Annotated in this window: 24 protein-coding genes; 8 read left to right on the top strand and 16 right to left on the bottom strand. The window is 37.3% G+C overall.

The genetic code is table 11. The features are described 5' to 3' along the window. Positions 1-133: 133 nt before the first annotated feature. Positions 134-1765, top strand: a complete 1632-nt coding sequence (gene pruA, locus RYX56_RS14715) for an L-glutamate gamma-semialdehyde dehydrogenase (protein ID WP_317122791.1) — start codon at positions 134-136, stop codon at positions 1763-1765. Positions 1766-1870: 105 nt separating this feature from the next. Here the strand turns inward: pruA and RYX56_RS14710 are convergent, their stop codons facing one another. Next, positions 1871-2041, bottom strand: a complete 171-nt coding sequence (locus tag RYX56_RS14710) for a hypothetical protein (RefSeq protein ID WP_317122790.1) — start codon at positions 2039-2041, stop codon at positions 1871-1873. 229 nt (positions 2042-2270) lie between these two features. Between RYX56_RS14710 and RYX56_RS14705 the strand changes: the two genes are divergently transcribed. Together RYX56_RS14705 and RYX56_RS14700 are read left to right on the top strand one after the other, a co-directional pair. Continuing rightward, positions 2271-3632, top strand: coding sequence for an MATE family efflux transporter (locus RYX56_RS14705; protein WP_317122789.1), 1362 nt, complete (start codon positions 2271-2273; stop codon positions 3630-3632). Between the two features lie 18 nt (positions 3633-3650). Then, entirely contained in the window at positions 3651-4472 is an 822-nt protein-coding gene (locus RYX56_RS14700) for a MerR family transcriptional regulator (RefSeq protein WP_317122788.1), read from the top strand. Between the two features lie 174 nt (positions 4473-4646). Here the strand turns inward: RYX56_RS14700 and RYX56_RS14695 are convergent, their stop codons facing one another. The 13 genes from RYX56_RS14695 to RYX56_RS14635 form a co-directional block, all read right to left on the bottom strand. Next, a complete protein-coding gene (locus RYX56_RS14695) occupies positions 4647-5747 on the bottom strand; it encodes a DUF4179 domain-containing protein (protein WP_317122787.1) in 1101 nt (366 codons plus the stop codon). Further along, entirely contained in the window at positions 5731-6273 is a 543-nt protein-coding gene (locus RYX56_RS14690) for a sigma-70 family RNA polymerase sigma factor (RefSeq protein WP_317122786.1), read from the bottom strand. The genes RYX56_RS14695 and RYX56_RS14690 overlap by 17 nt, the downstream gene beginning before the upstream one ends. Positions 6274-6732: 459 nt before the next feature. After that, complete coding sequence (locus RYX56_RS14685; RefSeq protein ID WP_317122785.1) at positions 6733-7959, bottom strand: erythromycin esterase family protein; 1227 nt, start codon at positions 7957-7959, stop codon at positions 6733-6735. A 160-nt stretch (positions 7960-8119) separates the two neighbouring features. Further along, positions 8120-8551 carry a DUF4829 domain-containing protein gene (locus RYX56_RS14680; protein WP_317122784.1) on the bottom strand — a complete coding sequence of 144 codons (432 nt, stop codon included), beginning with the start codon at positions 8549-8551 and terminating at the stop codon, positions 8120-8122. Positions 8552-9283: 732 nt separating this feature from the next. Then, on the bottom strand, positions 9284-10252 hold the full coding sequence (locus RYX56_RS14675; RefSeq protein ID WP_317122783.1) for a sugar phosphate isomerase/epimerase family protein: 969 nt from the start codon (positions 10250-10252) through the stop codon (positions 9284-9286). 15 nt (positions 10253-10267) lie between these two features. Beyond that, positions 10268-11293, bottom strand: a complete 1026-nt coding sequence (locus RYX56_RS14670; RefSeq protein ID WP_317122782.1) for a Gfo/Idh/MocA family protein — start codon at positions 11291-11293, stop codon at positions 10268-10270. A 32-nt stretch (positions 11294-11325) separates the two neighbouring features. Continuing rightward, complete coding sequence (locus tag RYX56_RS14665; RefSeq protein ID WP_317122781.1) at positions 11326-12411, bottom strand: Gfo/Idh/MocA family protein; 1086 nt, start codon at positions 12409-12411, stop codon at positions 11326-11328. A gap of 31 nt (positions 12412-12442) precedes the next feature. After that, positions 12443-13273: a carbohydrate ABC transporter permease gene (locus RYX56_RS14660; RefSeq protein WP_317122780.1), complete on the bottom strand. Its 831-nt coding sequence runs from the start codon at positions 13271-13273 to the stop codon at positions 12443-12445. Then, a complete protein-coding gene (locus tag RYX56_RS14655; protein ID WP_317122779.1) occupies positions 13270-14205 on the bottom strand; it encodes a carbohydrate ABC transporter permease in 936 nt (311 codons plus the stop codon). The genes RYX56_RS14660 and RYX56_RS14655 overlap by 4 nt, the downstream gene beginning before the upstream one ends. Positions 14206-14274: 69 nt before the next feature. Beyond that, positions 14275-15579, bottom strand: coding sequence for an ABC transporter substrate-binding protein (locus tag RYX56_RS14650; protein ID WP_317122778.1), 1305 nt, complete (start codon positions 15577-15579; stop codon positions 14275-14277). 92 nt (positions 15580-15671) lie between these two features. Next, the gene (locus tag RYX56_RS14645; protein WP_317122777.1) at positions 15672-16424 is read right to left on the bottom strand and encodes a sugar phosphate isomerase/epimerase family protein; all 753 of its coding nucleotides are present in this window, start codon (positions 16422-16424) and stop codon (positions 15672-15674) included. Between the two features lie 66 nt (positions 16425-16490). Next, complete coding sequence (locus RYX56_RS14640; protein ID WP_317122776.1) at positions 16491-17495, bottom strand: LacI family DNA-binding transcriptional regulator; 1005 nt, start codon at positions 17493-17495, stop codon at positions 16491-16493. 109 nt (positions 17496-17604) lie between these two features. After that, positions 17605-17730, bottom strand: coding sequence for a hypothetical protein (locus tag RYX56_RS14635; RefSeq protein ID WP_317122775.1), 126 nt, complete (start codon positions 17728-17730; stop codon positions 17605-17607). Positions 17731-17814: 84 nt separating this feature from the next. On the opposite strand from RYX56_RS14635, the gene RYX56_RS14630 reads away from it, so the two are divergent. From RYX56_RS14630 to RYX56_RS14620, 3 genes are all read left to right on the top strand, one after another. After that, positions 17815-18129, top strand: coding sequence for an ArsR/SmtB family transcription factor (locus RYX56_RS14630; RefSeq protein WP_317122774.1), 315 nt, complete (start codon positions 17815-17817; stop codon positions 18127-18129). 83 nt (positions 18130-18212) lie between these two features. Then, complete coding sequence (locus RYX56_RS14625) at positions 18213-18641, top strand: DMT family transporter (RefSeq protein WP_317122773.1); 429 nt, start codon at positions 18213-18215, stop codon at positions 18639-18641. Positions 18642-18652: 11 nt separating this feature from the next. Further along, positions 18653-19117, top strand: a complete 465-nt coding sequence (locus RYX56_RS14620; protein WP_317122772.1) for a DMT family transporter — start codon at positions 18653-18655, stop codon at positions 19115-19117. Positions 19118-19238: 121 nt separating this feature from the next. Here RYX56_RS14620 and RYX56_RS14615 read toward each other — a convergent pair whose 3' ends face one another. Continuing rightward, entirely contained in the window at positions 19239-19373 is a 135-nt protein-coding gene (locus tag RYX56_RS14615; protein ID WP_317122771.1) for a hypothetical protein, read from the bottom strand. A gap of 119 nt (positions 19374-19492) precedes the next feature. Here RYX56_RS14615 and rarD point away from each other — a divergent pair, with 119 nt between their 5' ends. Further along, complete coding sequence (gene rarD, locus RYX56_RS14610; protein ID WP_317122770.1) at positions 19493-20419, top strand: EamA family transporter RarD; 927 nt, start codon at positions 19493-19495, stop codon at positions 20417-20419. A 297-nt stretch (positions 20420-20716) separates the two neighbouring features. Next, complete coding sequence (locus RYX56_RS14605) at positions 20717-21565, top strand: AraC family transcriptional regulator (protein WP_317122769.1); 849 nt, start codon at positions 20717-20719, stop codon at positions 21563-21565. A 159-nt stretch (positions 21566-21724) separates the two neighbouring features. On the opposite strand, the gene RYX56_RS14600 is transcribed toward RYX56_RS14605, so the two are convergent. Continuing rightward, positions 21725-22159, bottom strand: a complete 435-nt coding sequence (locus RYX56_RS14600; RefSeq protein ID WP_317122768.1) for a VOC family protein — start codon at positions 22157-22159, stop codon at positions 21725-21727. Between the last annotated feature and the right edge of the window lie 84 nt (positions 22160-22243).

The raw sequence follows: 22243 nt of genomic DNA, 5'->3' as shown, positions 1-22243 counted from the left end.
TAATATTTAGGGGTCGACAGGTGTTTGAACATCCACTAGAGAGAAATATTACCCTTTTTTATTTTTTTGGCACGAATATTGCATCTTTTATAGGTGTATACAAAATAAACTACACAGGAAGGAATGTGAAAAAATGAGTAACGGAATTTTCAAAATCCCAACACCTAAAAATGAGCCTGGCAATACATATGCTCCAGGTACAAAAGAAAGAGAAACATTAAAGGCAGAATTAAACCGCCAATCTGATATCGTAGTCGATATCCCTGTGATTATTAATGGAGAAAATATTAAGACGGATACAGTAAAGCAAGTGGTTATGCCCCATGATCATCAACATGTATTGGCAAACTTTTCGCAAGCTGGAGAAAAAGAGTTGCGTGATGCTGTAGAAGCCGCAATGGCTGCAAAAGAATCATGGGCGAATATGCCATGGGAACACCGTGCATCCATTTTCTTAAAAGCTGCTGATTTAATCTCTGGTCCATACCGTGACGTAATGAATGCTGCTACGATGTTAGGACAATCAAAAACAGCTTATCAAACTGAAATTGATGCTGCACAAGAATTAGCAGATTTCTTACGTTTTGGCGTTGATTATGCTAATCAAATTTACCAAATTCAACCAGAAAGCGTGAAGAATATTTGGAACCGTTTAGAATACCGTCCATTAGATGGTTTTGTATTGGCAATTTCTCCATTTAACTTCACGGCAATTGGTGGGAACTTACCATCAGCTCCTGCAATGATGGGGAATGTAGTCGTTTGGAAACCAGCAACAACTGCTTTACTATCAAACTACTACTTTATGCGTATTTTAGAAGAAGCAGGATTACCAAAAGGCGTAATCAACTTCGTACCTTCTCGTGGTTCACAAGTATCGGAAGTCGTTTTAACAGACCCTCGTATGTCTGGATTCCATTTTACTGGATCAACGAGTACGTTCCAAACAATTTGGAAATCCATAGGAGAAAACATTACAAACTATAAATCCTATCCTCGTTTGGTTGGGGAAACTGGTGGAAAAGACTTTGTATTTGCTCACGAAACTGCACAAGCAGACAAAGTAGCAGCTGCCCTTGTTCGTGGTGCGTTTGAATACCAAGGTCAAAAATGTTCAGCGGCCTCTCGTGCTTACATCCCTTCTAGCATGTGGGAAGAAGTGAAAGCTGATGTAGTGGAAGAAACGGCTAAGCTTAAAGTAGGGGATATCCAAAACTTTACAAACTTCATGGGTGCGGTAATTGATAAAGCAGCTTTTGATTCAATCACAAGCTACATCGACTATGCTGCAGCTTCTGAAGAAGCAGAAATTATTGCTGGCGGTACTTATGATGATTCAGTTGGATATTTCGTTCAACCGACAATCATTGTAACAACAAATCCAAACTTCAAAACAATGGTAGAAGAAATTTTTGGACCAGTATTAACGATTTATGTATATGAAAATGATAAATTAGAAGAAACATTGACTGCAGTAGATACCGCGTCTATGTATGCTTTAACAGGCGCAATTTTTGCACAAGATCGTCAAGCAATTATGCACTTAGAACGCCGCTTATCTGGTGCGGCTGGAAACTTCTATATCAATGATAAACCAACTGGTGCGGTGATTAACCAACAACCATTTGGCGGTTCTCGTGGTTCTGGTACAAACGATAAAGCAGGTTCTGTATTTAACATGATTCGTTGGACAAGTCCTCGTATTATCAAAGAAAACTTTGCTCCAACTACAGAAATTGCATATCCATTTATGGATGAAGAATAATTTAAGATGTCAAAAAGAGGTTGAAATGTTTTGTTTCAACCTCTTTTTTTATTAGATTTGTCCCTATTCAAAAAACCTCTTTCACTGGAACCTTTTTCTATAACACTATTTATTTCGTTCCAATTCTTCCACATGTCTCCTCAATAGTTCAATTTCTTCTTTGTCTTGTTTAGTTGCACTCTTAGATTTATACACTTTTACCCTTAAAATAATAAATATTCCTATTGCTACTAAAATCAATAAAAAAAAGAAATTTCCAAAAATTAATTCTAACATTATATTCCTCCTTTTAATTACCGATTATCACAAGTATCCAAAAGTAGTCTTCCTTTACCTCTCTCCCTATCCCCGCCACAAAACAATTCATTAATTAAATCTTTCACCACCTAAAGAATCTCATTGCATGACTACACTCAACTATCTAAACTAATTTCTGCCTTGACTATGGTGTAACTCCATACTTTAAGATACGAGTATTGAATATTACACACTGGAGATGATCACCATGACAATTTCAAAAGGAATAGAAAGAGAACACACAATGAAATCATTGCTAGCATACGCTGCTCCAACCATTGGTGTAATGGTATTTATATCAGTCTATACCATGATTGACGGTATCTTTGTAGCACGTTATGTGAATGCAACTGCACTATCCGCAGTTAATATATTTTTGCCTGTATATTCGTTAATATTTGCCATTGCTTTAATGCTTGGTACAGGTGGAAGTGCCATTATCGCTAAAAAAATGGGCGAAAATAAGTACCAGGAAGCTAGGAGTAATTTTACGTTTATCGTATGTTTTGGCACAGTCATTGGACTCCTGATCATGATTTTTGGATTATTGTTTATTCGGCCATTGTTAGAGCTGATCGGAGCAGGAGCAAATGAACAGCTTTTTAATTATACTTTCTCTTACGCAAAAATCTTATTGATAGTCAGCCCATTAATAATAATTCAAATGATGTTTGAAACCTTTTTTGTGACAGCAGGAAGACCCCATCTAAGTTTGGTCATCACACTTATCGGAGGAAGTGCAAACATTGTTTTGGATTATGTATTTATCGTTATAATGAATATGGGAATCGAGGGAGCTGCCATTGCAACTGCTATAGGAATTGCAATTCCAGCACTTATTGGAATCGTGTACTTCTTAGCAGCTAAAAAAAACCCGCTTCACTTTTCTAGGCCAAAAGCTGATTGGAAAGTCATCCTGAGCTGCTGTATCAACGGTTCTTCTGAAATGGTTACAAACCTTTCCCTATCTGTCGTAACCGTTGCTTTTAACCTCTTAATGCTAAAATATATTGGAGTAGAAGGAGTTGCTGCTGTTACGATCATGCTTTATCTTATGATGTTTTTAACCCCTGTTTTTATGGGATACTCTGTTGGTATTGCACCAATCATTAGCTATAATTATGGAAATAAAAATGAGAAACAACTCAAGCGTATTTTTAAGAGTAGCATGCTTGTTATTAGCATTAGCTCCGTAGCGGTGTTTGGATTATCTCTTTTGCTTGGACCTTTCATGATCCAATTTATGGTGGAAAAGGGGAGTGGTGTTTATCACATAGCTATGGATGGGTTTCCGATATTCTGTATTAGCTTCTTATTCATGGGGTTAAATATCTTTACCTCCATGTTGTTTACTGCCCTTTCAAACGGGAAGGTTTCAGCATTCATCTCATTCCTAAGAACATTAGTTTTTGTACTAACTGGACTATTGGTACTGCCATTAATACTAGGAGTTAACGGAATATGGGTGGCTATTCCATTGGCAGAACTACTATCTCTTATCGTATGTGCTATTTTTCTATTTCGAAATAGAAAAATGTATAATTATTCTAACAGGGATGCAAATATTTAGAGGAGAGACGAAGATTTTATGAACATACACTCACAAGGTTATTTAACGACTGGCCAATTTGCGAAATTAATGAATGTCAGTAAAGATACTTTGTTTTATTATGATAAAATTGGTATATTTTCACCGGAAATCATTGCTTCTAATGGGTATCGGTACTATTCCATTTATCAATCAGATGTTTTCAACGTGATTTGGATATTAAAGGAATTAGATATGCCTTTAAATGATATTAAAGCATACCTTGATGACAGATCACCCAAAAAGTTGATTCATTTACTCGAGAAAGAAGCAAACGCTCTTACTGCGAAAATCAATCATCTCGAAAAAATGAGAACATTCGTCGTAGACAAAATAAATGTTACAAAAGTAGCATTGGAAGTTAATACTTCAAATATTGTTATAGAATATAAAGATGAGGAAGAATTCATAGTAGTTACGGAATCAAAACCCTTAACAAACGATAAAAACATCTATGACTCATTGCAGTTTCACTACAAATATTTAGAGGAACATAATATAAATACGTCCGCCTCTGAAGGGTGGATGATCAGTGTAAAAAACGTTCTAAATGGAGAAAGTGTTAAATATGACTACCTGTATTCAAAAGTAAACGAACCGAATTATGCGAATCTTACTATTGAAAAAGGAACTTATTTGATTGCCTATCATGAGAACGGATATCCCAGTATTGAGCAAACCTACAACAGATTAGTAAAATATGCAAAAGATAATGAACTGGTTTTGCAAGGTTTTTTTTATGAAGATATCCTATTAGATGAGTTATCTGTTAAGGGCATTGAAAAATATTTAATAAAAATTTTTGTGCAGGTTCTTGATTAATTTGCTACTTAAAATAATTTCACATTAACTGGATAGGTATTTTTTTACAGTTTATGTACGTGTCGTTTGTCAGCTTCTGAGGGGAAGAGGAGCCAGTTCATATTTTAGAGCTGGCTCCTCTTCTTAATTGTAGTAAATAGATAAATTCTTGTTTTTTGAGTAAAGTCATTTATTTTACTCAAAATTAAACTCTTCTTGGTAAATTTCTGGGATTTTCACTTTAAAAGAGTTAAACTCAACCGGCTGTATAGAATCCCCTTTAAATTCTAACTCTTTTTCCTCGCCATTTTCGTCAATTTCCACTCCGCCCCCGTGCGTCGGAATGACTAAATAAGGAGTGATTGTCAATTCAGTAACATTAAAATCAATGGGATCAAATTGCTTACTACTCTTGAACTCTATTCTATCCTTAACCCTTTCACCTGTTGCTCCACCCGAGCGACCTGTAATTTCATTACCATCTTGATCAACTACCAAGAATTCGATGTTTCCTCCGCGACTTAGCTCAAAATCTGCTTCCTCTTCAGAACTCTCATAGGCCATACTCATACCTGTTTGACTTAGAGACATTTCTGTTACGGTAAGGGTCAACCCATCAACAGTCTGTGAATGTTGAAGAGGAATGTTATGAATGTCGGAAATCTTTTCAACTGGTGTTGAGAAATACCATGTTTCTCCATTTTCTCCATGTAACATTAATCCAAGTTCGAACTTATCTGGCATCTCTTGACTCACATTTATTTCTTGAATGGCAGTCCGTGTTGTTTGCGAAAGAATTTCTTCACCGTAACTCCCAGTGGCCCCAGCAGGATTTTTCCCATTCATCGTAAAATCCATCCCAGCACCAAAATAAAATTTATCAAGTTCCTTAACAGATTCAATGAAAAGACCTATGGTAATATTATTTTGATCATATAAAATTTCATCAAGCGTAACAGAAATTCCATTGATCGTCTGTGTCTCCCCAATTTCATTCGTTAACCCATTTTTTTGAGCTTGTTGTAAACCGATAAAATTAGAATTCCCGAAAACAGAACCGATAATCGGTATTTGAGACAAACTGCTTGCCAAAGCTGGAGAATAGTAAGAGGAACCAACCAATATTCCAAAAATAGCTGCCACACTGCACAAAGCATAGATTATTTTACTTTTCCCATTGGTCATTCTAAAACGAGGCGTATCTAATTGCTCTTTAGCTTGAACGATTCCCGAACGAATAGCTGATCGAACTTGACCTTGTGGGAATTCCTCGTGGGGATCATGTGATTTTTTCATTTAATTGATAACTCCTTTCTAACTCACTTTTCAATATAGTCTTTGCTCGACGTAAATTCGTTTTCACTGTACCAACTGGCTTTTCCATCACTTCGGAAATATCCTGAATAGATAGGTCGTGATAGTAAAATAAGATGATTGTTGTTTGATAAGACGAATTTAGCCTCGATAATGCCTCACTTAAATGAAAAGAATCTATCTCTTCGTCCTGCTTGCGATCTAATCTCTTCAACAATTCGCTTTCCTCATAAGGAATCATCTGTTCTCGTGCTCGTAACAGCCTATAACATTCACGAATCAAAATTCTAAACAACCAAGTGGAAAAATACTCTGGGTTTCGCAATTGTCCTATCGCAAGAAATGCTTTGCACGCTGTTTCTTGAATAGCATCTAAGGCCTCTTCTTTCTTTCCAACATAAGAAAGAGCCTTGTAATAAAGCATTTTTTCTTCTTTAAAAAGTAATTCTTCAAAAGCTTCAGCCTCTCCATTTATCGCCCTTTTCACAGTATGCAGATCATGTTTCATCGTCTCGTCACTCACTCCTCTCATTACTTAGAGAGATCTAGATATACAAAAAGTTTCAACTTGTTCATTTTTCCTAAATTATCTTTGATTCTATTATTTATAAAGTGAATTTATAGGATAACAAACAGATAAAGATAAAAAAAGCATGTTTTGATCTGTAATCAAAGCACACTATAATAGTTTAGATTTTCTTAGAAAACCCTGCTCAACTAAACTGCTCCGTTAGTACAATAAGGAAAGAGCGCTGTTCCTTATTGAAGCAGCGCTCCCTTTAGCATAAAACTTCATTAATCTATGCCACCTATTAGTCAGGAAACTTCTATATTTTAATGTCCCTTAGAAATAAGTAAGCCATTTCTCTTAGTTAAGTAGGTAACAAAATATGTTTTATCTGATTCAAAACGCCCAATAAACTCCATAGTCTACGATGAAGATTTCTATTCTTAAAATACCTAGTTCTTAATTAAATGCTCTTTCTTCATTTCCATTAAAATAACTTGGTGGGGTTACTTCTCTGCAAAACATTATGGCATCATAATGTTTTTGAGGGAATATTGCAATTGGCAACTGTCCCATCATACCAGCTTCTAACAACCACCACCTTCTATTGAGCCAATTTCTTTTGGGGAGGTCTATATTGGATAAGGGTACAAAACAATTATGAGCATTAGCTTCTAAGAGTATATTCTCCAAATGTTTTTTCTTAGAAGTATTTATGGGAAAACTAACTCTAAGCAAGGAAGAAAATTTCCCTTTACCAGCATATAATCCAACCGAATATATTTTTTCATCATAGTGATCTTTCAACAACTGACCAACATTTGTTATCCTGAAAAGTTTTGAGGTAATCGTTTTACTTTTTCGGATATGAAAATTATGGGCCCATACAATAACCTTTTCACCAGCATAATAGTCTTCTATTAGCCATTTAAGATTAGTAAACATATAATTGCCTCTTTGTACCCCAGAAGCAATAAAGCTTTGTAGGTTTATTTTTAGCCATTTTATGCGGTTCTCTATCCCACGCAATACTAGCCTGAGCATTTTATGAATTTCTAGATTTTCAACATTTTTAATCTTACTTTTAGTGACTTCTAAACTAGCATGATATTTTTCAATACACTTGCTAATATCCTGTTTTAACTTCTTAGGAATTTTAGTTTTACCTCGTATTTCTTTATCAATATCAAAAAATAATTGTTCAACCTCAACTAATGTATTGTATAATTCATCATCTATATGCTTCTGTACCCAAGAGAGTAAAGCATTAGAAACCTTTGGATAAGTAGGTTGAATGTCCATTCCAGCTATATGTATTTGATTAGCCCATGGTTCATTAAACAGTGGGATCATTTCTTCATTATGAAATATATCTAGTAATGAATGTTGAATCTGTTCCTTCGGTGACATCTGATCTAATAATCTTTTACACAATACCCCTTCAAGCAAACCACTTTCTAAAACAACTACATTGAATCCATGCTTCTCATGTAAGTATTTAATCATATTGATTTTGGTTGTGTAATACTCAGCTATTCCATGACTGCTTTCCCCTATCAGAACAATCTTTCTATTCTCCACATATCTATCCATACACGAAAAATCATAAGAGGTGTCTATTTCACAGCTGCCATTGTTAATTTGTTTGAGCCAATTACGCCTCATTTTTTTAGTAGTGAAATTCACAAGATAACCTCCTGTCTATAAAATCAAACCGTCATACCCTTCCAACAGGGACTTACACAACCTAAAGGAGGCAATAAAGGTGAACGAACGAATGAACAGATCGACACAGGTGTTTGAAAATAATTTCAGCTTTTACTTAGTGAGAGAATTCAGCCGACATTCAATATCCCCAATCATCAACGCTCCACTTATCATTTTTATCATCCCTAATTAAGATCCACTTCCAATTGGATTCGGTTGAGTTTGGCTCGAAACTGCCATCACCACCGGAGGCATTCACATCAAAATTTGACAAAAGCACAATCACATTTTCTTCCTTGATACCGTTTGTGGAACCATTGCCATATATCAGATAGTCTTTGGCATCTTTATTTGATTGATTTTCGTCATACCATAGCTCCGTCAATTCACATCCTCTATATCCCTTGAACTTTCTCTTTACAACGGTTAAGGCGTCATGTATTTCCTCCTCGGAAAACTTGATCGACTCTTCGATGCTTACTTGGACATTTTTCGTCTTACCAGCTTGGATATTAAACATAAATAAAAATATAAATATGGTGACACTAATCACAACGATCGTCTTTTTCATAGGTTCTCCTTCAATTGTTTCATTTTATGTTGGTTGAATACTAACTCAAAAAGTTCTACTAAACCACCACACCACAAGGTTGATACTTATCACACCCCAGACGGTGGTTGCCCCGACCAGCCAAACCATGGAATTTGTCGTTGCATGTTTCTTGCTTTCTATCTTTCTCTTAATCACCAAAAGAACAATAAATCCGATGATGAAGAAACCTACTGTGATCCAGAGTATGAGATCCACTTTTATTCTCCTTTCTTTTAAAAAAAGTGAATTCCCGTTATATTCCATTAATACCTTTACCATATTTTACTACGAGTTGCGCAGACTTTCATCTGATTCCACAAAAAAAGACGATTGCTTTATACGAAGCAACCGCCGCTCGTTCCTCTCATATCCAGGAGTTAGTATGATGAACCTTTATCAGTGGTTCTAAGCAATTTAGCTTAATAGATAGTCAATAAGTAAAGAGACTGGAACATACCTAAGAGCTCAGGATACGAACGAAGCACTAATCTAGCGGATGAAATATACGTAGACCTCCTGTGGGGACTAGAGCAGGAGTGAGATCCCGGAGTGCGATAGTACGAGGAAGCTCACTAGCTCCCCACGGAAAGCGAAGTATATTTCAGGAGTGGTATACATAGACCGCATCGGTAAGGATTGATTTTCCATAAGTTAAAATACTTCTACCCTAGCCTCTTCTAGTGCTATAACTAGTGACTTTGAAATTACATGTTATACCCACCACATATTAGCTGGTTGTTCTCGGATTAACACAGACTGCAAATGTCTAACGGCTGTTGTGAAGCCTTCGTTTATCGACATAATAGGATCTTCATGTTCAATGCTGACTACATAATCGTAACCATACGTACGTAATGCGCTGATAATATTTGACCATTCATGAACACTATGACCTAAGCCTACCGAGCGGAAGTTCCATGCCCTCGTTTGGATTTCACCGTATGGTTGCATGTCCGTTAGACCAAACATATTTACATTATCCTGATCAATATACGTATCCTTTGCATGGAAATGATGAATAGCATTTTCCTTTCCAAGAATTTTAATGGCTGCCACTGGATCAATGCCTTGCCACCAAAGGTGACTTGGGTCTAGGTTTGCTCCAATAGCTTCACACGTTCGCTCTCTTAATTTCAGCATGGTGTGCGGCGTATGAACTAAAAATCCTCCATGTAATTCTAGACCAATTTTTACGGAATGGTCTTCTGCAAACTGCCCAACTTCCTTCCAATAAGGGATTAATTTCTCTTCCCACTGCCATTTTAAGATATCACTGTATTCATTTGGCCACGGTGCAGTTGGCCAGTTAGGGTATGTTGCATTTTCACTGTCTCCTGGTGTCCCTGAAAAACCATTAACAACAGGTACATGAAGGAGTTCTGCTAATTGAATCGTTTTGATCAGTGTCTCATGGCTCTCTTTTGCAAATGCTTTATTAGGTGTTAACGGGTTCCCATGAGCACTTAGAGCACTAATCATTAACCCTCTAGATTCAATTGCTTGTAGGTATTTCTTCCGTTCCTGTTCTGAATCAAGCAGGATATCTAATGGACAATGATTGTTTCCAGGATACCCCCCTGTTCCAATCTCAATCGCATCCACTCCTGCTTCTTTCACGTGATCCAGCATTTCTTCAAACGACTTATCAGCAAATAGAACAGTAAAAACTCCTAATTTCACTTATTCAACCTCCCTTTATAGTTGTACAATTGTTTGTGTTTTCTTTGATTCTAGTGCTGCCAAAATCACTTTTAAAGATTTATAGCCTTCTTCACCAGGTACAGGTGTTGGAGTATTGTTGATAATCGCATCAACAAAATGGTCGATTACGTGAGTTGTTGTTTGACCACCAACTTCATTTGATTGGATTTTTGCTAATTCATAGTTAACTGTTTCCCCATTTTTATATTGAAGAATCAGCGAATAGGTCGGATCGTCTTCAAGTTGTATAATCCCTTTTTCTCCATAGATAACGGTTGAATTATCAGATTTGGGTGAATACGCCCAACTAGCCGTTAATGTTCCGATGATTCCATCTTCCATTTTCAAAATACAAACCGCATTATCATCAACTGTTGTATCTTTCTTTGCGTTGGTCTCTACCATTGCCCCTACTTCAAGCACTTCTTTTCCTAGAATATAACGGATTAAATCAGACTTATGGACACCTAAATCACCCATCGCCCCAATAAATGCCTCTTCCTTCTTAAAGAACCAGCTTTCCTTTCCATCAATACTCCAGCCCTCAGGACCTCCATGCCCGAATGTTGTCCGAAAACTATAAACCTTGCCAATTTCCCCAGCTTCAATTAACATTTTTGCCTTTGTGTGCGAAGCCACGAAACGCTGATTATGGGCAATCATTAATTTCTTGCCGTTTTCTTCAGCTGCCGTAATCATTGCTTCTGCTTCTTCCTTTGACGTAGCCATAGGCTTTTCACATAATACATGCTTTCCACTGTTTAAAGAGGCAATGGTCACCTCTGAATGAAGATAATTTGGTAGACAAACACTTATTGCATCCAGGTCTTGATTTGCCAGTAACTCTTTATAATTAAAATAGGGTTTTGCATTGTACTCGCTTGCGACCTCGGAAGCACGCTGCTCATTGATATCACAGACTGCCATTATTTCAACCTGATCGTTTGCCCCGTATTCAACTAGATGTCGTTTTTGCGCGATACTTCCACAACCAATAACTCCTACTTTTAATTTCCCCATAACTTTTCCTCCTATGAACGTATTTATTTGATTTAGAAATCTTTCTGATGCACTAACGTTGGTCTTTGACATGTACTTTCTGGAAAGTAGTGGCAATCCGATTCCGACGCTACAAGCAATCCATGCATAATTTCTAATACATGCAAGGCAAGTTCTCCATTAGCTCGATGCTCACCATTCGCTCTAATGGCGGTTGCCATATCGGCGACTCCAATTCCTCTACTATTCTCGGTACACCCAAATATGATCGGAATTTCTTCCCACGTGTTCACACCTGGTCTTTTTAAAAGGATTGGTCCACCAAATGTATTAGGATCCGGGACACTTAGCGTTCCTTCAGTACCATGTATCTCCATCCTTGGCACCTGAGAACCCCAAACATCAAAGCTTGTGATTAATGTTGCAACTGCACCATCTTCAAAATCAAGAACTCCTGATATATGGGTCGGAGTGTGTACTTGTATCTTTTCGCCATATAACGGTTTACTTTTAATCGTTCTCTCATTAAGTGAGATCCTTGCAGAAGCTGTTACACGCTTAACTGCACCTAGCAAATAAATTAACGTTGTTAGATAGTATGGGCCCATATCAAACAATGGCCCTCCGCCTTCTTGATAGAAAAAGTCTGGATTCGGGTGCCATGCTTCAGGCCCATGCCCCATCATAAAGGCATTTGCTGCAACCGGCCTTCCTATCCAGCCGTCATCGATCAATTTCCGGCACATTTGAATACCGCCACCAAGAAAGGTGTCAGGAGCAGAGCCAACCAGCAACCCTTTTTCTTTCGCTAACTCTAGTATTCTTTTGCCATCTTCCACTTTAATAGCGATTGGTTTTTCTACATAGACGTGTTTTCCGCCATGTAGTGCTTCCAAACACAAGGAAGCATGGGTAGCTGGAGGGGTTAAAATAATGATTAATTCAACGTTCTTGCTATCTAGCATTTCCTTTACAGTGTAAACATGTTCAATGTGATAGTTAGCAGCTGCCTGATGCGCTTTTTCTAGGTCTAGATCCGCACAGGCAACCACCTCTAAACCATCTAACTTTTTGCAATTTGTAAAATAGATGTCACTAATATTTCCACAACCAACTATGCCAACCTTAACTTTTTCCACTCTTTTTAACTCCTTTTCTTCTAGTTAACAGCTATCCTTTCACAGCTCCTCCAGTAAGTCCTTTTACAACACGCTCTTGTGCTAGGATAAATAAAAGCAATACTGGTAAACTTGCAAGAGTTAAAGCAGCCATTAATCCTGGTACATTAATCATGAATTCACCATAGAAGTTTTGTAATCCTAAAGGCAATGTCATATTACTTGGGCTTGAGATCAGAATTAAAGCAAAGATAAATTCAGTCCATAGGAAGACAAAGTTGTAGATGACAATAGTAGAAATGGCCGGGACGATATTTGGAAAGATGACCTTCCAAAAGATCTTCCAATGATTTGCGCCATCTAATTGTGCTGCTTCTTCTAGTTCCTTAGGGATCTCTTGCATAAATTGCGTTAAGATAAAAATCGAAATCGGCAAACTAAATGCAACATACGGACCAAGTAAGGCAAGTAACGTATCATAGACACCCATTCCTTGAGTCAACACAAAAATTGGAATTAATGTTGCATGAATGGGAAGCATCATTCCCGCTACAAAAAGGAGAAATAATGGTCGATTCAAGCGGAATTTCATCCGACTTAATGGGTAGCTTGCTAAAGAAGCAATCATAACCGTAATGACAACTGCTGATACTGTGATGATCATACTGTTTAAAAAGTAAGTCGATAATCCCATATCAAAAACAGAAAAGTAATGTTCGATTGTAAATGTCTCAGGGAAAATGGAGTACGGATTCACGAAAAACTCACTCATGCTTTTAAATGATGTTCCAATCATGTACATGAACGGATAGAACGTAAAGATCAGCAGCGATATTGCTAATACATATAATAGAATTCTTTTTATTAGCTGTAATGGATTCATGTAAATAACCCCCGCTTCTTTCGCTGGTGTTCAAGAACCTGAATAATGATGACACAGGCAAATGCAATTAAAAACATAACGGCAGCAATCGTACTTGCGTAACCCATACTAAAGTTAATAAAGCCTTGCTTATACATATAGGTTCCTAGTATTTCAGTTGCTCCTCCTGGGCCTCCTCCAGTCATAATGTAGAAAATGTCAAAGGCTTTGAGTGACCCTACTATCGCTAGAATAGAAGAAGTAACAAATGTTGGGATGAGAGCTGGTAACGTCACATAGAAAAACTTTTGTAATTCACTCGCACCATCTATACTTGCTGCCTCATACAATTCATCAGGAATTCCTACCATTGCAGCCTTAAAAAGAATCATATAAAAGGGAGAGAACTGCCAAATAACGACGATTAAAATCGCAATCATTGCTGTATTTTTATCAGCTAACCAAGGAATCGCACTAAATCCAAACAGTTGAACAATTTGATTGACTGGACCATTGATTGGGTCATACATAAATATCCAAAGTAAACCAATTGCAACAGTTGACATTAAGTAAGGTAAAAAGAAAATGACATTCAAAAACTTTTTCCCCATAATTGGGCTAAAAAGAACCAATGCCATGATTAATCCTAGTGGGATTTGAACAAAGACTGACACTAATACTAGCAACATGTTATTTTGTAGTGCTTGCCAAAAAGTAGAGTCAGAGAACAACGCAGTATAGTTTGCAAGCCCAATGAACGTCTTCTGTGCTTGAACACCATTCCAGTTATACATACTGTAGTTAAAAGTAGCAATAATGGGATACAAAATAAAAACCGAATAAACTAAAAGTGCTGGCAAAACAAATAGTAGAATCGTTTTTCCTTTTTTTCGTTTGTTCTTTTTTTGCTCTGGATTAATTGTAATGACATTGGTACCAACAGCCGTCTTCATATCGCGTTCCCTCCCTGATACATGTAGAGGAGGGGCAAGAGCAGCTGCCCCCTCTCAAAGCATGATGTTTCAATCTAATGTTTCTTTAGCTTTTTGTTCCATAAGGTCTGCTGCTTCTTGTGGTGTCATTGTTTTACCGAATAATTCTTGCGTTGTATCTTTATGAAGCTCAGCAAGAACTGGAGGGAGAGTCTGATCGTATGGCATATGAATATCATTCGCTTCTGCTGCCATTTCAGCAAATTGTTGAACAAAGACATCTTCTGTTGGAACGTCAATAAGTGCAGATAAACTTCCAGTACGATTGACATAATCTTCTGCTGTCTCAAGTGTCGTTAATTCTTTCATTAACTCAATGGCCAGCTCAGGATGTTCTGTTCCTGAATAAGCAGACCAAACTGGACTTGTTGCTCCGCCAACATTTGATGGATCACCTTTTCCATCAGGCAAATTTGGGAATGGGAACATACCTAGCTTCTCCTCAAATTCAGGAGCTTCAGAACGCATATTAACTACAAGAGTGTTCGTCATAAGCATCATTGCTGATTGACCAGAATACAATAATTGTCTGCCTTGACCAGCATCATATGGCACACCGTTAAAGCCTGGGTTAAAAGCATTTCTATCAACTAGCTCTTGAATGTATTCTCCAGCCTTTACGTAGGTGGGATCATCAAATCCCGTACCGTCTCTGTTAAAGGCACTTTGGAATAATTCCTCACTACCTAAGCGGTCAGCAAAGTACATTAAATAATAAGCACCTGGCCATTTTGTCTGATTCGTTAATGTAATAGGGATAACGTCGTTTTCATTCAATTCATCAATAATGGCCAATAACTCACCATACGTTTCAGGCTCTTCTAAGCCATGCGTTTCAAAGATTTCCTTATTGTAGAAGAAAAGTGTTTGGCTCAACCCTAAAGGTAAACCATATACTTTCTCGTCAAATGTCGTATTATTAAGTGCCATTTCTAAAAAATTTTCAAACTCAATATCTTCATCTGTAAGGTCTAAAACCTGTCCGGCATCAGCAAACTCTTTCAGCCATCCGCCACCCCAAGAAGTAAATACATCAGGAGGATTTCCACCAGACATGGCTACAACCATTCGCTGCTTATAATCATCATTTGGAATTCGAAGCATGTTTACTTCAACACCTGGATTTTTTTCTTCAAAGCGTTCTACAGCATCTTGATACACTGCCTCTTTATCCCCACTATCAATTTGCCAAAAGTCTAAAACGATTTTATCTCCAGTACTAGCACCCTCATCAGAATTACCTTCAGAAGTCGTTTCTTGATTACCTCCACCACAAGCAGTGACAAAAAGAGAAAGGATTAGCGCAAATAGCATGACAGACCATTTTTTTCTCATTTAAACGTCCCCTTTGATTTTTAGTATTCACTCGGAAAATATACTAGAATTTCAAACAGTCCTAGCAACCAGATGTAACCGGTTACATTTAGCTATACAAGAGAATGAGTTTTTAAGTAATCAATACTTATTTTCACACTTTCAAATGGGCTCTTTTCCGTCTGATCCTGCTCAACTACAAACCAATCAACACCAGCACGCTTACCTTCTTCAATTGCACTAAGAACATCCACACCACCTGTGCCTAACTCAGCAAAAAATTGTTCAGCGTCGTTTGTCATGTCCTTTAGATGTAGCAGCGGTGTTCTTCCTTTATATCGATTGATCCACTCCACTGGATTTTCACCAGCCTTTGTAAGCCAGTAAATATCAAGCTCCGCATTCACCCATTTCGGATCTGTCTCATCTAATAAAATACGTAAAGGCTTGATCCCATTGATATCTTCTAATTCAAACGCGTGGTTGTGATAGCTAAACTGAATCCCGTTATCTGAGCATACTTTTCCAATTTCGTTCAATCTTTGAGCGAATTGTCTATACTCGCTAACGCCTCCGCGACGTTCCCCTGGCAAGATCGGGCAAGTAATATATTTACTATTGATTTCTTTTTGATAGTGAATCACATTTTCTAATTCATTCTCTAGCATGTAAAGGGGTACATGACTCCCTGCAGCTTGCAGACCAAGTTCATCAAGAATCCCTTTCAACTCTCTTGCTTCAAGTCCACCCCAATTCCCCGCAAACTCAACACCGTCATACCCTAATTCAGCTACTTTTTTTAATGTACCAACAAAATCTTCTTTGCAAGCGTCCCTTAAAGTAAATAATTGAATAGCAACTTTCATTTTTAAATCCTCCCCTATCTTATTTAGTCATGTTGACAAAGTAATCTTTCTCACTCATCACCCCTTTCAAAGTGATTCATTTACTTTTTTACAAGAATGCCTAATAACTAAATTGCTATTTAAAACCACATGCATTTGTTCTAATGGTTGATCTTCTATTATTGTTAATAACAACTTTGCAGCATTGTTTCCAATTTCAATGGTTGGCTGTTCAACGGTCGTTAGAGATGGTGTAACATATTTGGCAACTTCAATATCATCAAAACCAATAATGGACATGTCCTCAGGAATTTTAAAACCATGCTCCTTCAAAGCTTTCATTGCCCCAATGGCCATATTATCTGATGCGGCGAAGATGGCAGTTGGTAATTGCTTTTGCAAGAGCAGTTGATTCGCTAATTGATACCCTGACTCTAACGACCAATTTCCATTGAATATCAAGCTTTCATCGATTTCTAATCCATTTTGAATGAGTCCGTTTTTATAGCCATTTAATCTCCTTCTTGCGCCTAATACATCAGGAACACCACCAAAATAAGCAATTCGTTTGTGACCTAAGTTTGCCAAATAATTGACCGCTTTTTCAGCTGCCAAATGATTATCAATGCTGACGGATGGAGCAGTCGAAATATTTTCACTCATATGATCAGTCGCTAGAACAATGGGAAGATCTTTAAGCTTTTTATTAAATTCCTCCTCACTCATGACAGCCGATAATAAGATAGCTCCTTCGACAGTTCGATTTCTAATTAATTCAATTACTGATGGATCAACTCCATTGTAAGTTTCAACAAGAATGACTTGATACCCCTCTATTTTCAAGACTTCTTGAATCCCTCGATAAATGCTTGAAAATACAGCATTTGATAAATTCGGTATCACAACGACGATCATTTTCGATTGCATTTTACTTAGATTTCTAGCCAATGTATTTGGAACGTAATTTAATTCCTCGACTGCTTTTAATACTTTTTCTTTTGTCTTTTGTGTTACGTTACTCTCGCCTTTTAATACTCTCGAAACGGTAGCAACAGAAACACCAGAATATTTTGCAACATCTCTCATCTTCATTTGTATTCCACCTTCTAGTATGTAACCGGTTACATTTATCTTAAATGCCCATGTTTGAATTGTCAATACATTCTTAATTTTAAGTATAATTTGATGTGGTAGTCTCCCTCTATCCTTCTCCTTCAACAATCAACTCTCTCATCTGATTCGTTGCTTTAACTGACGTGATATATGTCTCGCCTGCACAAGCACCATCATCAACAGCTCTTCTGTAAATGAGAGGAACGCATCTCATTCACTTCACCCAAGCGAGTCAGAGACATCAATCCGAATTTCTGCTAATTGACATATCGGAAAAATTCGATATATAATAAGAACTATGGAACCAATCGATGTATTTAAGGCGTTATCAAATAAAACTAGACTTAACATTTTACAGTGGCTGAAAGAACCAGAGAAGCATTTTCCTAAACAAGGCGCTCACCTGCCAAAGGAGGTAAGTTATAAAGGGGGAGTATGTGTAGGAGACATTCAAGAAAAAGCCGAAGCTTCTCAATCTACGGTATCTCACTACTTAAATATGATGCAGAAAGCTGGTCTTCTTGAATCTGTTCGTTATGGTCAATGGACGTACTATCGAAGAAATGAAGAAGCCATTCATCAGTTTGCTGAATATCTTAAAACAGAAGTCTGAGTTGGTTGATTTCTGTTTTTTTATAAAGTGATATATCGATTATTCTAGATATCTAAAAATAAAGAACTGGAGGAATTCATTTAATGCGTTACATCTCATATCTATTAGCGTTATTAGCAGGGACAGCGCTTAGTTTTGAAGGAGCTATTTACGGTGAATTAGGGAAAACGATAGGCAAGCTCGAAACAAGTTTTTATAACTTCTTTGTGGGTTCAATCATCCTGGGATTATTATGGCTTTTCTTTGGGAAAGGTAAACTTTCCTATGCCGTTGAAGCACCTAAATGGACACTACTTGGTGGTGTCTTGGGGGTTGTTTATTTAACATCTATTGTGATTAGTGTTCCATTTGTTGGTATCGGAATCACTATGGTTGCAGTCATTATTGGTCAATTAATCATGAGTATGGTGATTGAACATTATGGTTGGCTCGGAAGCAAGAATTCTAGAATCAATAAAGAAAAAATAGCAGCAATTATCTCAATGATTATTGCACTTGTTTTAGTTTACTAGGAGGTCTAAGAATGGGTATATTAATGATTCTATTCACCTTTTTAGGTGGTCTCACATTAAGCGCACAGTCAGCTATTAATGGTACACTCAGTCGTAAAGCAGGAACAATCGAAACGACACTTTTAACTTTTCTAACTGGAACCATGTTTCTAGCCATTTTTATTCTCTTTTTTGGTAATGGAAATGTGTTAGCCATTTTAGAGGTACCTAAGTGGCAGTTAAGCGCCGTATTTTTAGGGGTATTGTTTTTACTCTTTATTGTCGCCGCTGTTCCTAAAATTGGGGTTATTGCAACCAATATTACCGTGATCATTGGTCAGCTTGTAATCGGCATTGTTATTGACAATTTCGGCTGGTTCAATAGTTTAGTCATTCCTTTGGATATGAAACGTTATTTTGCATTACTATTTATGTTCATTGCTCTTTATTTTATCTATCAAGGAAATAAACGTGCCAGCGAAGAAATCTCTGCGTAATATAGTAAAACAATAGAAAACGCTGCAATCGTTAAAAATAAGATAGCAGCATTTTCTATTTAATAGAATAACGATGATGAATAGATTCCCTTCTACTCTATCCTTCCACCAATCAACTCTCTCACCTGATACCTTGATTCAAACATCCTGCTAGAATCGCACCACTTGCCAGGAATAGAGCTAATAATTTTCTTTTCAATTCAATACCCCACTTCTTCATTCGCATGATCCAATGTTCACCTTTTTTGCTATTCACCTAAAATTCATCTCTATTCCATTATATAGTAAGTATATCTTTTCTAGCAGAGTTCGAAGCTGACATGTTTCATCTCGGATTCTCGCCAATACATACTTATCTAGGAAGTAGGCTTTAAAATGAATGGACATAATGAAAAAGATGGTGTTGTATTTGCCGTTCTCTCTTATATCATGTGGGGACTCACGCCAATTTATTGGAAACTAACACAGCATCTATCTTCCGGAGAAATTTTAGCGCAGCGTGTGATCTGGTCGTTTGTTTTTATGCTGCTGCTTTTAGTTTGTTTGAAGAAATGGACGATCTACCTTGAATTTTTAAAAGAAATCGTACATAAACCCAAATTATTTTGGTCCCTTTTTCTTGCTTCTGTTCTCATTAGTTCAAACTGGGGAATCTTTATGTGGGCTGTGATGGAGGGCAAGATCCTTGAAGCAAGTCTTGGTCAATACATCAATCCACTAACGAGCATGTTAATTGGGGTCATCTTTTTAAAGGAAAGGTTGAATGGCTCTCAAGTTCTTGCCTTTGTTTTAGCCGGAATGGGGGTTCTTACGTTAACCCTTTATTATGGGGTGATACCTTGGATCTCACTTAGTCTCTCCCTCACCTTTGGATTTTATGGCTTAGCAAAGAAAATGATCAAAGCAGATACAACGACCGGATTAGCTCTTGAAACAATGGTCGTTTCTCCCATTGCACTCATCTATTTACTCTACATGATGACTCAATCTAACATCCAATTCTTTGATTCTTTTTCAACAAGTTTACTCCTAATGGGAAGTGGGATCGTCACGATTTTACCGCTTTTATTTTTTACGTTGAGTGCCAAAAAGGTCACCCTCTCGATGCTCGGGATTCTGCAATACATCTCGCCAACGATCGCTTTAATCTTAGGGGTGTTTCTTTATAACGAAACCTTATCCCCTGCCCATCTGATCGCATTCATCTTTATCTGGTCGGCCCTTGCCGTCTATACCATTTCTTCGGTAACAAAGCGCCGTCAAACGAGTGTGGACCCGATAAAACAAGAAAAAAGAGCGTAAGAAAAGCGATGCTGTGATCAGCATCGCTTTTGATGTTCAATAAAGTCACAAGAATGTATCATCTCTGCCATGTTCTTTACCAGCGGATTTGTATATGGATAACCGGAGTAGTTACAAATGTAACGAGAGGCTGTTTCGAAACCTTATTTCCCACTCAAATGTTCAAGGATCTCAATAATTCAATTAGAAATTTTTATGGTATAAGGATAAAATAGAAACCCGACTGTAATGAGCATGTAAAGTCGGGTAAGGGATCGGTTATCCTGTTAGTCTATTAGTGAAAGGCGGTTAAATTACATGGATATGTTACAAGGAATGAACCATGCACTACATTATATTGAAGAAAATTTAGCTAGTACTATTGATTTAAAGGAAGTAGCGAATAGAGCCTACTGCTCTGAGTATCATTTCAAACGTCTATTTACCCTTCTATCAGGTATCACGATATCTGAGTACATTCGCAGAAGACGACTTACTTTGGCTGCTCTAGAATTGAAGGATTCTAAAGTTAAAGTAATTGATATTGCTATGAAATATGGCTATCAATCTCCTGATGCCTTTTCACGAGCTTTTCAAAATTATCATGGAGTAACTCCTTCCATTTCAAGAAGATCTGAGCAGAACTTGAAAGCATATCCACGAATGACCTTTCAATTAACGATTCAAGGAGGAAGCGAAATGAAATACCGTATTGCTGACAAAGAAGCTTTTAAAGTGATTGGAGTAAAGTATGAGGTCGAAATGGTCAATGAAATTCTATCACCAACCTATGAAGATATGATAGCAGGTATCAGCGATGAGAAAATGAGGGAATTGGAGTCCTTCTCCGATAAGGAACCTCAGGGAATCGTTCATGTATCCGTCAACTACTCAGAGAGTTCAGATGGGAAGGCAATGTTTAATCAGTATATTGGTGTCGTTACAACACAAGATGAGAAAAATGAGTTTGCAACATTAGAAGTACCTGCGCTAACCTGGGCCATTTTTGAAGTGGATGGGGATTGGCTACAAGTTGAAAAGCATTGGCAGCGAATTTACTCCGAGTGGTTACCGACCTCTTCCTATGAGCTAACAGAAGGAGGTCCAGAAATACTAGCTAGCAAAGATCAAAAAAGTGAAATCTGGATCTCTATTAAGAAAAAGTAAAAATACGTTTCTGCTTATTACTAATCTAGACCAATAGTTGCTTTCGTTAGCCCTACAAAAAATGCGATGCTTCGATTACTCAAGCATCGCATCCATTGTGTTAAATAACCCATTTCTGAAGATCATTTTTTCTGGATCATTCTAATCGTACAATCACTGTTAATTCTTTCTTTTTTCCTCCCAAAGCTGAATACGTTCTTCATGAGTAACCGCTTTATGTACTTGATGCAGCATCCATATATAACCAAAGGGGTCCATGAATATGGCGTTCGATACTCCGTGGTCAGGAATCACAGTCACCGTTTGTATCTCTGTACAATCTAAATTCATCGCTTTTTCATAGGTCTTCTTAATATCTGGGACAGTTACATTAACCCAACTCGTTTTCGGATCGTCAGGACTTGGTGCGATCAAATGGAATTCGGGGTTTTCATCTAACATATGAAAGTGAACGTCATATAGGGTAAAAACGACTTCATTTTCACCAAGAGGCAAGTTTGAAACCTCGACACGCTCAATATCAAATATAGTTTCGTATAATTCCAATGCTTTTAAGCTATCTTTCACAACCATATCAATTTCTACTCCAACCATAATGAACACACTCCTTTTACAAGTTATAAATCGTCTTCACCACACCATTTTTCCCTATTTTACCAGTTGAAGTATATCAAATTC

Origin of the sequence: Alkalihalophilus lindianensis (assembly GCF_032843265.1) — a bacterium.
Lineage (GTDB): Bacteria > Bacillota > Bacilli > Bacillales > Bacillaceae_D > Alkalihalophilus > Alkalihalophilus lindianensis.
This window is presented reverse-complemented; position numbering and strand designations above follow the sequence as displayed.